Source organism: Aquimarina sediminis, assembly GCF_002895435.1.
Taxonomy (GTDB): domain Bacteria; phylum Bacteroidota; class Bacteroidia; order Flavobacteriales; family Flavobacteriaceae; genus Aquimarina; species Aquimarina sediminis.
In genome coordinates this window covers 387,766-400,686 of record NZ_POYJ01000002.1, presented here as the reverse complement: position 1 = coordinate 400,686, position 12,921 = coordinate 387,766, and the positions used below count along the sequence as shown (strand labels likewise).

The 12,921-nt window shown below is 33.1% G+C and carries 9 protein-coding genes; 5 read left to right on the top strand and 4 right to left on the bottom strand.

The annotated features are described in order from the left end of the window. Nucleotides 1–41 precede the first annotated feature (41 nt). The gene (locus tag C1X07_RS06115; RefSeq protein ID WP_128755205.1) at nt 42–2,924 is read right to left on the bottom strand and encodes a carboxypeptidase-like regulatory domain-containing protein; all 2,883 of its coding nucleotides are present in this window, start codon (nt 2,922–2,924) and stop codon (nt 42–44) included. A gap of 129 nt (nt 2,925–3,053) precedes the next feature. Here C1X07_RS06115 and C1X07_RS06110 point away from each other — a divergent pair, with 129 nt between their 5' ends. Further along, nucleotides 3,054–4,103 (top strand): endonuclease/exonuclease/phosphatase family protein, encoded by a 1,050-nt coding sequence (locus C1X07_RS06110; protein WP_103069101.1) that lies wholly within the window; start codon nt 3,054–3,056, stop codon nt 4,101–4,103. 36 nt (nt 4,104–4,139) lie between these two features. On the opposite strand, the gene C1X07_RS06105 is transcribed toward C1X07_RS06110, so the two are convergent. From C1X07_RS06105 to C1X07_RS06095, 3 genes are all read right to left on the bottom strand, one after another. Beyond that, on the bottom strand, nt 4,140–4,394 hold the full coding sequence (locus C1X07_RS06105) for a hypothetical protein (RefSeq protein WP_103069100.1): 255 nt from the start codon (nt 4,392–4,394) through the stop codon (nt 4,140–4,142). A 176-nt stretch (nt 4,395–4,570) separates the two neighbouring features. Beyond that, nucleotides 4,571–4,996: a hypothetical protein gene (locus C1X07_RS06100; protein ID WP_103069099.1), complete on the bottom strand. Its 426-nt coding sequence runs from the start codon at nt 4,994–4,996 to the stop codon at nt 4,571–4,573. 137 nt (nt 4,997–5,133) lie between these two features. Continuing rightward, entirely contained in the window at nt 5,134–6,969 is a 1,836-nt protein-coding gene (locus tag C1X07_RS06095) for a cation:proton antiporter (protein WP_103069098.1), read from the bottom strand. Nucleotides 6,970–7,103: 134 nt separating this feature from the next. Between C1X07_RS06095 and C1X07_RS06090 the strand changes: the two genes are divergently transcribed. From C1X07_RS06090 to C1X07_RS06075, 4 genes are all read left to right on the top strand, one after another. Beyond that, nucleotides 7,104–7,961, top strand: coding sequence for a universal stress protein (locus C1X07_RS06090; protein WP_241507202.1), 858 nt, complete (start codon nt 7,104–7,106; stop codon nt 7,959–7,961). Next, nucleotides 7,962–10,226 (top strand): SulP family inorganic anion transporter, encoded by a 2,265-nt coding sequence (locus C1X07_RS06085; protein ID WP_103069097.1) that lies wholly within the window; start codon nt 7,962–7,964, stop codon nt 10,224–10,226. 133 nt (nt 10,227–10,359) lie between these two features. Further along, nucleotides 10,360–11,220 (top strand): MBL fold metallo-hydrolase, encoded by an 861-nt coding sequence (locus tag C1X07_RS06080; RefSeq protein WP_103069096.1) that lies wholly within the window; start codon nt 10,360–10,362, stop codon nt 11,218–11,220. A gap of 13 nt (nt 11,221–11,233) precedes the next feature. Beyond that, on the top strand, nt 11,234–12,910 hold the full coding sequence (locus tag C1X07_RS06075) for a S8 family peptidase (protein ID WP_103069603.1): 1,677 nt from the start codon (nt 11,234–11,236) through the stop codon (nt 12,908–12,910). Nucleotides 12,911–12,921 lie beyond the last annotated feature (11 nt).

Here is a 12,921-nt window from a genome sequence, read left to right as displayed (position 1 = left end):
TTTTTAAAATCACTAATCAATTGGGTTATGAAGATTTCTATTTAAAATCTTACATAAACATTGAGATAATAGGAGGTTCCTAATCCGAAGAAATATTTTGGTCCAAAAACAGGGGTGTCTCGTTTTGATTCTTCTAATGCCAGCCGATAATTAGCATTTCTGGCTTGTTCAAACCCTCCTGTTTTGTATTCTTGATTAAAAATATTGTTTACAGAGATAAAAAAACCAATATTGTATTTTTTGATCTTCCAGGATTTTCCGCCGATAGCATTTACCAGAAAATAATCTTTGAACTGCTCTTGCTTCAAAAGATGCTTTGCAACATTCTCATCATAATCATTAAAAGGCAACCCGTCTGCATCCTGATAAAAATTTGAGGTTCTTGCAAAAGGGCTTATATTGATATATGCATTAGAAAAATAATTTGTGGTAGCACCAAACCACCAAAAATCAGGGTCTCGATATTCAAAACCTACTTGGGCAGCTCTTTGGGGACCACCAGCAATGTGATATCCTTTTAATGTAGATTTTCCAAAGTTGCGTACTCCTTCAGAATCTGAAAATACATCGCTGGTACTAGTTAAGGTTAGTCCGGGATTATTATCAAACACAAAATCTCCAGCAGCTGCAGCGGCTTTAAGTTTTAATGTAGGAGTAATTTGATATTCGATACCAAGTTCACCTCCAATATGTAGTTTATCGATATCGGTTAAAATTTCCTGAACAAAGCCAATATCTGATCCAGAAATCGCCTCTGTAAAAAAGAACGAAATATTGGTAGCATCCAACATTTTGATATAATAGCCCGTTAGTTTGGCTTTAATCTTTGGTGAGCGAAAAATATAACTAGCATCAGCGGATTGGATTTTTTCATTTTCCTGAGTTTCTCCTAATAATTGGGTTATAGTCTTATTGTTTTGCCTGGCATTAACAAAAGCATTACGAATTGAAGGGGCTTTATTAAAATACGCTCCCTGAAGTTTTATAAAATTGTGGTTATTGATATTTAAAGTTATCCCTCCTTTTATTCCATAGTTTATAAAATCTAATGGGGTACTTTTCCCAAAAGATGCGCTTCCCGGAAAATATCCGTTTTCAAACAGTCCATTTCTTTGATATGAAGTCTGAGAAAAATTTCCTCCTAAAAAGAAACTGATACGATTATACTTAAATTGTCCTTGGGCGAAACCTTCAATTGTGGTAGCGTTGATTTCATAGTTGTAATCATAACGGTCTCCTGCTTTTACTTTACGATTTGGGTTGCGTAAATCACTTTGCGCTCTGTTTATCTGCTCATAAGATGTTAACTCTCTGGCAGATAAAGCAAATATATCAACATCCAAAAAACTGGTTCCTCCCAAAAGATCAGTTACCTCGGCAAAGTTCTGACTTTTTAGGTTTCTATAATTGATAACTGCATTAATGTCTAAATGCTTATTTATTTTACTATGTAATATCATATTACCATTTAGTTGAGTATCATCGGTTCTGTCCTCATATAAGATATAGGTTGCATTATTGCCTTGTTGTGTGTTTTGTTGATTTGTTTGTATTATTTTATTCCAATCTAACTGCCCATTATTAAGTAAGTTTTGCTGCGCCAAATAAGCGTTTTGATAATCCAAAGGTGTTGGATTTGAGTTTTCTAAAAAAGAGCTTGGTAAGTTGTCTGGATGCACAGGGTTTGTATCGGCACTTCTCCCTCCACCTATATAGGTTTGTTGTCCATTAGATCCAATTATTAGGTCGCTTCCTCCATTATCAATCCTACTGTTTCCTACGCTACCAGTTTGAAATGCTAAATTTGTATTTAAAAGAGTGTTTTTAGTAATTTTCCAATAATGATTAAGCATTACTATTGGTTCTTTTACTTTTCTTTCTCTTGAATTCCTTAATTTTTTATCCTGATATCCCCAATTAGGGTTATATCTATTTCCTTTTAAATTAAAGACTTCTTGGGTAATTGCGGTAGATCTTCCTCTTCGATTAGGAGTATAAAAACCTGTTAGGTTTAGACTGTGGTTGTTTCCAAGTTTTTTTTCTACAGAAACAAAAACCGAATTCGCATCATATAATGTTCCTTCTACAAATCCTTCATTTGCATATCTTCTTGACAAAGAAAGAGAGAAAGCCCACCCTTTTGTTGTGGTTCCAGAGTTATAGGTAGCCATCACTCTTCCGCGATAGCTACGATTAGAGGTAGCATAGGATAGCTTCCCTCCTTTTCGATATTGAGAAGCTCTCATACTAATATTGGTTGTTCCCAAAAGACCTCCAAAATCATAATCGTTTGGTGAGATTCCTTCAGAGAATTCCTGATTACGTTGTACATCATTTAACCCTCCCCAATTGCTCCATTGAGGTCGCCCATTAAAAATTTTATTCATTGTAATTCCATTAATCAAAACTTTTCCATTCTCATTGCCAAGACCTCTGGGGCGAAAAAATGTGGTGCTAAAATCAAAGGCTGCCGCAGTAAGAAATATATCCCGGGTAGATTGAAGCAGAGGAGCGGTACTAATCGACCCGTAATTAGTTTCGTTAAGTTCTTGATCAGAAAGACTAATTGTTCCTATTTGTTGTTCTCTCTCAAAGTCATAATGTAAATCTATTTTTTTAAGATCCAGAATACTATTCTGGTTAATAACAATAGGAAATCGTTTGGTCACAAACCTTTCTTTTGAGACTATAAGTATCTGTTCTCCTACAGGAAGGCTATCACTACTAAAATTGAACTCACCAAGAGCATTAGTATATGTTGTAGTGTAAGTATTTTTAATTTGGATGATAACATTTTCAAGGTTTTCATCCGTAATTGCATCTACAATCTTTCCTCTTACTTCTGTATGTTGAGCATGTAGAAAAGTAATATTGAAAAGCAAAATCAATAGTCCGCATTTAGCTTTAAAAAAATAATATCTCATATACCTGTATTGTGCATAACAGCCTTTAAAATTATGCTGATAAACATTTTATTAATAGGCAAGTATATAAGATCTGAGTTTCATTTTTTAAAACTGAAAAAACTAATCTTTGTGATTAAAAACTTATTTATGACGTCAACAAACATATCTATAACCCTATTTTTTTTACTGCCAATATTATTCTTTGGACAGGAAAAAAGTGAGTATAAGATTCATACGATTGCTTTTTATAACCTCGAGAATCTTTTTCATCCCGAAGATGATCCCATAACTTTTGATAACGATAGAACGCCTAATGGGAAAGATCACTGGACCTATGAGATCTACAATCATAAATTAAGCAACATGGGTAAAGCAATTTCTGATATAGGTAAGGAATTAACAAACAATACTCCTGCTATCGTTGGTCTAGCCGAAATAGAAAACCGAAAAGTTTTAGAAGGCCTTATCAATACTCCTACCCTTAGATTAAAGAACTATGGTATTGTACATTTTAACTCTCCTGATCGTAGAGGAATAGATGTAGCTTTGCTGTATCAAAAATCTATGTTTAAACCCAAAAACACAAGTGCTCATCAACTATTAATTTATGATACTAATGCCAACAAACGTATACATACCAGAGATCAGCTATTGGTAAGCGGTTATCTGGATGGAGATCTAATTCATATTATCGTAAATCATTGGCCATCAAGAAGAGGTGGAGAAGCCAAAAGTCAATATAAAAGAATAAAAGCAGCAGCCTTAAATAAAAAGATTACCGACTCTTTGTTTGCTATAAACCCCTATGCAAAAATTGTTATTATGGGAGACCTTAATGATAACCCAAATAACCAAAGTGTTAGAAAAACATTGGGTGCAAAGCATCATAAAAAAGATGTAAATATTAAAGAGCTTTATAATCCTATGTATAACATGGCAAAAAAAGGGATAGGTTCTTTGGCTTGGGGAGATCGATGGAGCCTGTTTGATCAAATAATTGTTTCTGCTAATCTATTACAGAATGATTATACGACATATAGATATTATAAAGCAGGAATCTTTAATCCAGAATATTTGATTACGTCAAGAGGTAAATACAAAGGGTATCCTTTTCGTAGTTTTGCCAATGGTTCATATACTGGTGGGTATAGCGATCATTTTCCTGTGTATATACATCTTATTAAAGAAAAAAGGTGATCAAAAATGATCACCTTCATGTTTTTTTGCTATTTACTAAAGTCCGAAAGGAATTGTTCCCGAACAAAGAGCATCTGCATATTGATCATAGGTAGTTCCTTCTTCTAGAGTTACGGTTTGGGTTTCTCCTCCACCAGAAACCTTTATAGTTCCATCTCCATTATCACAAACAGAAATAGGAACTCCTAATAAACTACATTCTCTACAATTTGATGAACCATCATCATCACTACCACATGCAGTAAATCCAAAGGCTAAAGAAAATACAGCCAAGTACATAAGTTTTTTCATAATTTGGGTTTTTATAATAGGGGGTTATGATTGCGAATATAACCTAAGTAAGTAACGTTAACAAATAATTATGTTAATAATATGCTTTTTAACGATAAAATATGTTTTTTATCGTTTTTTATTAAGTGTTCAACAAAAAAAATGACTCTAAACAAGTCATTTTTTTGTTTTATAATTTAATTGCCCACATCGCAATTAGAAAGTTCTATATATTTATCAAAAGCTATACCTGTATCTCTATCTTCTTCTTTTTCGACAATAAAAGCATTTCCATTTTCACCTCTACAAACTTCGAGAATAATTCCATTATTGGTACATTTCAAGCAAACTCTTGTTGCAATTGTACAATCACCTAATCGATTTAATTCTCCTTCTAAGGTTTTTATTTCTGCTTCATCCTCGGTACAACCATTATTTAAAAATACTTCTATCGCAGTTTTATAAGCATTACATTTTTCTATAGAGCCATCCTCAGCATAGTTTATCGCCGCATCTACATATGCAGTCTTTGCTTCAGTACAATCAACAGTATCATCATCACTATCACATGCTGCAAATCCAAGGGCAAGGACGCAAGCAGCAACATACATAAGTTTTTTCATATTGGTTTTTTTATAGGTTAAGTGAGTTCAAAAGTAATAAAAATACCGCGGATTAAGTAATTCGGTATTATAATGAGGCGATCAGAGTATCTGATAACATACTAATTAGACCATTGTTTTAAAAATGATTTATAAGTCTATTTTACTTCTTCGATATCTATTGATTTACCAATATAGGCCAAAAAGCTATCGTTTTCGACCTGTTCAACCTCTTCACTATATGAAGATACAATTCTTATATTTTTATCTGGGTCTTTGATAAATAATGGAATTATGTTTTTATCCTCTTTGGTAAGGTCTATAATTGTTTTATAGTGTTTTTTATCTCTAATTTTTATTTCCTGAATTCCAGGATATTTTTCAGCTAATTCAATAAGTTTATAATAATCATCAGTATGAGAAAATAACCCTTCTTGCGGGTTATTTTCCGGATCTCTCATTTCTTCGGTCGTTATAAGTCTGAAAGACCCGTGTTCTCCAAATTGATTTTTAAACTTATCTATTGCATATTTATTGATATCACTATTTCCTGTAAGTGCCATGAGATATCCTATATCATTAAGTTCTATATTATCTTTTAACTGATCACCATATACATTACCTTCTATAGCGTCTAACCCAAGATCTTTTGCTTTATTAATATTGTTTCTGTTGCTATCAACTAATACCACATGTCTACTATTGTTTTTGAGATAAACCGCAATCAACCTCGAAACTTTGGAAGCACCAATGATTAAGATTCCTTCAGATTTTTTTAGAAATACCCCAACCAACTTGGCAAAAAGACGCGCCGTAGTTGCATTAAGTAATACCGTTCCTAATACTATCATAAATACCAATGGTGTAATATACTCTGCTCCTACTACGCCCACTTTGTCTAATTTTAATCCAAAAAGAGATGCTATCCCTGCTGCTACAATCCCCCGAGGACCAACCCAGCTTATAAAAAGCTTTTCTTTAGTTTTAAGCCCAGATCGTATAGAACTAAGAAATACACCAATCGGTCTTACTATAAAAACGACAATAATAAAAAGTGAAACAGCTTGCCAATTATATATTAATTGTAAATCTTCAATGTTAATATTAGCAGACAACAGAATAAATAAGATAGATATCAAAAGTACGCTCAGTGATTCCTTAAAGTACAGGATTTCATCTATGTAAGGTAGATTAATATTTCCTAAAACCATACCCATAACCACTACAGACAGTAATCCTGATTCATGGGCGAAGATATCAGATATTACAAAAACCCCTAATACTGTTGCCAAGGTAACTACATTAAGCAAATAGTGAGGTATAATCTTTCTTTTAAGAGAAAAGGCAAGACCATGTGCAAAGGTAAAACCAAAAGTTAATCCAAACAGCACTATTTTTCCGAACTCTATTAAAGCAGTAAAGGTAAATTCTTCTCCTCCTCCGGCTCTTATAAATTCGAATACCAAAACAGCAACTAGGGCACCGATTGGATCTATCAAAATACCTTCCCATTTTAATACTGCAGACACATCTTTTTTTAGAGGAATATTTCTTAAAATTGGTGTTATTACTGTTGGACCGGTTACAATAATCAGGGAAGAAAATAAGAATGCGATTGGCCAACTTAGATCAAAAATAAAATGAGCAGCCAATCCAGCCCCGAAGAAAGTAACTACCACAGCCACAGTAATTAGCTTAATAATAACCGAACCAACATTATCAATCTCATTCTTTCTTAAAGTAAGACCTCCTTCAAAAAGAATAATGCTTATTGCCAAGGATACAAAATAAAATAGGCTTTCTCCGGGAAACAAGCCCTCGGTGCCATTCCATATAGGTTCTATTAATTTGGTACCATCACTTGTAAATAGAGTTGCAAGTGGTCCCACTAATAGACCTATTAAAATCAATGGTAAAATCGCCGGAATTTTAAATTTCCATGCTACCCATTGTGCTAAAATTCCTAGTATAACTATTCCTGCCAGTTCTAACATAATTTGCCTTTATATCAAATATATTAAAGAAATATCGTAATTTTTTTAAACATAGCAGAAATAAGAACTATTTTCATGTCTCAGAAATTAAGTCTATATTCTACCCCTCTAAAAATTTTGTTAAAAAATCAGCTTTGAGCGAATTATCTAATCATAAATTTAAAACCATACTTATCGGTGTTGCTTTTTCTCCGAACTTGAAAAATAATATTTTTGAGACCATGCGAATGGTTGATTTTTTTGATTCTAAAATGATTATTGTTCATGTAGGAGAGAAAACAAAAAATAAGGAAGATGAAATTAAAGAATTGATTTCTGGTTTTTCTGATGATGATGAAAAAACTGAAGTTCTCTGGAAAGAAGGTGATCCTGTAACCACAATTATTGAAACCGCTCGTGAAAAAAATGCCGATCTAATTATGCTTGGTGCCATCCCAAGAGAAGACTTTGTTAAGTTTTATATTGGCTCAATTGCTAGAAAAATCACAAGAAATGCTCATTGCTCTGTATTGTTGCTTATAAAACCTTCAGAGGATTTAAGGCCTTGTAATCATATTGTTGTAAACGGGCTTAAGGATAAAAAAACAAGGCAAACAATTTTGGATTCGTTTGAAGTGGCTCAAAACCTAGGAGCCCAAAAACTTACTATTGTCGAAGAAATCTCCAGTCAAGAAGTAAAGGTAGTGGTAGAAGATGATCAATCTTTACTCAAAAATACTATTGTAAAAGAAGAACTTTCCAAAAAAGAAGATCTTAGAGTACAGCATATTTTAAATGATGTCTCTACAGATCTCAAAACTGGTATCTTAATCAAAACGCAATCCATCTTTGGAAAAAGAGGGTACTCAATAGGTCACTATGCAAAAGTGGTGGCTGCAGATTTGTTGATTATGAATGCTCCAAACAGGACTACATTTCTGGATCGTATTTTTTTGCATGATCTCGAACATATTTTATCAGAGCTACCAACAGATGTTTTAATAATGAGATAAATGAAAGACACAAAAAGTAACACATCTGGTTTTATGGCTCAATTACCCAAAAATATCTTTTCGGGTTTTGTGGTTTCGTTAATTGCCTTGCCTCTAGGGCTAGGTCTCGCATTAGCTTCTGAAGCTCCTCCTATATCTGGTGTAATTGCGGCAGTTGTTGGAGGAATTATTGCTAGCATTTTTGGTGGTTCTAATGTAACTATTACAGGTCCTGGAAATGGATTGGTAGTCGTTTTACTAGGAGCAATAACAACACTTGCCAATGGAGATTTATACCAAGGGTATATTTTTACACTAGCCGCTATAATATGTTCTGGAGCATTAATGATCCTTATTGGTCAATTAAGACTTGGTATACTCAGTGATTTTTTCCCTTCTTCAGCAATTCAAGGAATGCTGGCTGCTATAGGAATAAGCATTTTTGCCAAACAATTTCATGTAATGCTTGCCAATATTAGTATTAAAGGAGATACAATTTCTTTACTAGCTAATATCCCTAATAGTATACTGTTACTTTTTAGACCAGAACATCGCGCTATTACAATTGCAGCACTGCTTGGAGTAGTAAGCCTTATGATTATGTTTTTTTATGGTAAAATTAGAAACAAGTATTTTCAGTTAGTTCCTGCGCCTATGTGGATCGTTTTGATCCCTATTGGTTTTAGTTATTATTATGAGTTTTTCTCTAACGATCCTTTTCCTATTGGAAAAGAACTTTTGGTAAAAATACCTGATAGTGTTTTTTCAAATTTTCCTACTCCTGATTTTTCAATGGTTCTCGATTTTAAATTTATAGGGGTAGTATTGGCTATAACACTAATTTCAAGTATTGAATCATTATTAAGTATCAAAGCTGTTGACAAACTAGACCCATTAAAAAGAAGATCTAATGTTAATAAAGATCTCACGGCTCTTGGTATTGCATCAATTGTTAGTGGTTTTGTAGGTGGTCTTAATGTAGTTACAGTGATCGCACGTAGTTCTGTTAATGTTAATAATGGTGGAACAAATAGAACATCCAATTTTTTTCACTCCATATTCTTATTGCTATTCGTGGTTTTATTTCAGGATCAGCTCAAAAGAATTCCTCTTACCGCATTGGCTGCTATTTTAGTGTACACAGGTTACAAATTGGCCGCTCCCAGAAATTTAAAAGATGTCGCTAAAATTGGTAAAGAACAGCTTGTTATTTTCTTTGCTACTATAATTGCCACTATAACAACCAATCTTATTACAGGTATCTTAATAGGTATACTAACCACCGTTGTTATACATTTTATACTTAATAAAAGCGTCGTGTTTTTTGCAAGAAATCTTTTTAAACCTAATGTATTAATGTTCAAAGAAGGAATTAATGGAACCTACTACATAAGTGTAAAAAACTTTTCTAACTTTATGAATTACTCCAAATTAAAAAGAAGACTAGACACTATTCCAGAGGATCAAGATGCAATTATAGATTTTTCTCTTTGTGATTTTGTAGATTATACTGTACAAGAAAGCTTATTGGGATATCAGGATACCTTTAACCGAAAAGGAGGCTCTTTTGAAATTACCGGACTTGATATTCACGGTACCTCTTCAGAACATCCTTTGGCTGTACGAAGTTTGATTCCTTTTTCTAAAAAAATTAAAATTGGAGCAAAATCTAATTTAACCAAAAGACAAGAAGATTTACAAAAAATTGCAACTGATTTTTCATGGCATTATGACCCAAAAAAGAATCATTCTGTTTCGAGTCTGCACGACTTTGTATTCTTTAAAACTAAAAAAATTAACTATATAAACAACTCTATTTATGATCCTCAATCTGTTTTTAGAATTTCGGATGTTGAGTTTTCAGAAGGAGAGTTTATTGCGCGCACTCTGGTAAGGGCAACGATATTAACCATAAAATTAAAAAAAGAAGTACCAAGATTTACTCTAGATAAAGAAGGTTTACTGGAGTTTGTATATAAATTTGCAGGCTTTAAAGATATCCTAATTCATGGACACCCTGATTTTTCTAAACGATTTTTTCTTTTAGGTGAAAATCCCGAAAAAATTCGTCTGTTTTTTACCAATGAATTGGTTCTGTTTTTTGAAAGTAATCCATATTATCATATTGAATGTAATGGTACATCTTTATCATTAATGCGAAAAGAACGTTTAGCAAGTATTAAAGAGATCAAAGCACTCTTGGACTATGGAACTCGACTAGAAAAAGTTATCTCTGGCATACAATATGACGAAATATTGTTAAAAAGTCCAAAAATTAAATCCTGATCCCTTCCATTTTTTCTATTTTGCAAAGATTTTTAATGCTTTATGGGAATATGTCATTACAATTTGTTAACATCAACAAAAATAATTGTTGGCAATTACATTACGCGAATAAAAAATTAATATAAATAAACAGATGAATTTATATCCCATAAATGCCGGGAATTTTAAGCTTGATGGAGGTGCCATGTTTGGAGTAGTTCCTAAAGTTTTATGGAACAAAACAAATCCAGCAGATGAGAAAAACCTTATTGATATTGCATCAAGATGTTTGCTTATTGAAGATGGAGACAGACTTATCCTTATAGACTCTGGAATGGGCGATAAACAGTCTGAAAAGTTCTTTAGTTATTATTCTCTTTGGGGTAATGATAGTATAGATCTTTCTTTAAAAAAGAATGGGTTTCATAGGGATGATATTACTGATGTCTTTATTACTCATCTTCACTTTGATCATTGTGGTGGAGTGGTACAATGGAATAATACACGAACCGGATATGAATTAGCATTCAAAAATGCTAAAATATGGAGTAATAAAGAACACTGGCAATGGGCAGTAGCTCCTAACCAAAGAGAAAAAGCTTCTTTTTTGAAAGAAAACATTATTCCTATTCAAGAAAGTGGACAATTGAGCTTTGTTTCCAGAACAGATACCACATTCCAAAAAAGCTCTGAATTAGGTTTTGGCGTACTATTTGCTAATGGTCATACAGAAAAGCAAATGATTCCTCATATAGAGTATAAAGATAAGACCATTGTTTTTATGGCTGACTTATTGCCAACTGCTGGTCATATACCTTTACCATATGTAATGGGTTATGATACCAGACCTTTGTTAACTTTGGACGAAAAAAAACTGTTTCTCGAAAACGCTGCATCAAATGGATGGTACTTGTTCCTCGAACATGATGCTCATAATGAAATAATAACCGTACAACATACCCCAAAAGGGGTTCGTCTTAAAGACGTTTTTACATGTCATGAAATATTCAATTAAAACAAAAAACAAAATGACTCCCACATCTAGTAAATTTTTTGCCACTATTGCTTCATCTTTATTATTGGTTGGCTGTGGTGCTCCTACAATCGTCTCTACTCCTATAGAAAACATTGACGCCATTCCTTTAAAAAATATAGACCCAACAGAAACTCAATTAAAGGGCTGGAATTCGCTTGATTTAGTTTCAGACACTATACCGGGAATGAGTGTAAATAAAGCTTATAATGAGCTTCTAAAAAATAAAAAGGGTCAAACTGTTATTGTTGGTGTTATCGATAGCGGTGTTGATATAGAACATGAGGATCTTGATGGCGTTATTTGGACTAACCAAAAAGAGATTAAAGGAAACAATAAAGATGATGATAACAATGGGTATGTTGATGATATCCATGGTTGGAATTTTTTAGGAGATTCTAAAGATGAAAATCTTGAATATGTAAGAATCATTAAAAAATTAAAGCCAAAATATGTAGGTAAAACTTTAGCTTCGGTAGAAGATACCGATAGAGATGAATACCAAAAGTATATTGAAGCTAAAGCTGAATATGAAAAAGAATATCAGGAAAACTCAACACAAAAGCTGCAATATGAGCAGATTCTACATCAATCAGAAATGTCTCATAAAGCAATTGTAGATGCCATCGGAAAAGAAAATTATTCTCGTGCAGAACTTTTAAATGTAGAAGCAAAAACCCAGGAGATGCAACAGCATGTTGCTTTTCTTGCCCAAATGTTTGGGTTTATGGAGCCAGGAGATACCATTCCTGATTTTATAAAAAACATTAAAGAAGGTGTAGATCATTTTGCTGAACAATTAAATTACAATTTAAATCTTGAGTTTGATGGTAGAACAGTTGTTGGTGATAATGTAGATGATATCACAGATAAAAAGTATGGAAATAATAATGTTATGGGGCCAGATCCTAAAAAAGATGGTATAAAACATGGTACCCATGTAGCTGGTATTATTGCTGCAGAAAGAAATAATGGAATAGGGATGAATGGTGTTGCTCATAATGTAAAAATAATGGCAATTAGAGCTGTTCCTAATGGTGATGAATATGATAAAGATATTGCTTTAGCACTACGATATGCGGTAGATAATGGTGCCAAAGTAATCAATACGAGTTTTGGAAAATATTACAGCACACACCCAGAATGGGTAAGAGAGGCGATTTCTTATGCTGCTTCAAAAGATGTCTTAATCGTAAATGCAGCAGGAAATGAAGGAGCAGATCTTGATAAAAAAACAGTATATCCAAATGATCAAATAGATAATGGTGCAGAAATAGCGGATAACTTTATCACTATTGGGGCTTTAAATTATACATATGGATCTAGTTTGGTTGCAGATTTTTCTAATTATGGAAAAACAAATGTAGATGCCTTTGCGCCTGGAGTTCAAATATGGTCAACAACCCCTAACAATTCATATGAGTTTTTACAAGGAACATCAATGGCAGCACCTGGTGTAGCTGGTGTAGCAGCATTAATTAGATCTTACTATCCAAAATTGAAAGCTTCGCAAGTGAAAAAAATACTTATGGATAGTGGATTAAATACCAAAGCCTCTGTAGTGATTGGAGGTGAACAAACAAATGTGGGAAGCTTCTCTTCTTTATCAAAATCAGGTAAAATGGTAAATTTGTATAACGCCCTCATTATGGCTGATAAGTTGTCTAAATAATTTATAGTGTT

Bases quoted from the DNA above. Each gene is read 5' to 3' on its own strand.
- C1X07_RS06085 (WP_103069097.1), top strand. From the start codon at position 7,962: ATGAAAGACACAAAAAGTAACACATCTGGTTTTATGGCTCAATTACCC.
- C1X07_RS06095 (WP_103069098.1), bottom strand. From the start codon at position 6,969: ATGTTAGAACTGGCAGGAATAGTTATACTAGGAATTTTAGCACAATGG.
- C1X07_RS06080 (WP_103069096.1), top strand. From the start codon at position 10,360: ATGAATTTATATCCCATAAATGCCGGGAATTTTAAGCTTGATGGAGGT.
- C1X07_RS06115 (WP_128755205.1), bottom strand. From the start codon at position 2,924: ATGAGATATTATTTTTTTAAAGCTAAATGCGGACTATTGATTTTGCTT.
- C1X07_RS06105 (WP_103069100.1), bottom strand. From the start codon at position 4,394: ATGAAAAAACTTATGTACTTGGCTGTATTTTCTTTAGCCTTTGGATTT.
- C1X07_RS06100 (WP_103069099.1), bottom strand. From the start codon at position 4,996: ATGAAAAAACTTATGTATGTTGCTGCTTGCGTCCTTGCCCTTGGATTT.
- C1X07_RS06075 (WP_103069603.1), top strand. From the start codon at position 11,234: ATGACTCCCACATCTAGTAAATTTTTTGCCACTATTGCTTCATCTTTA.
- C1X07_RS06110 (WP_103069101.1), top strand. From the start codon at position 3,054: ATGACGTCAACAAACATATCTATAACCCTATTTTTTTTACTGCCAATA.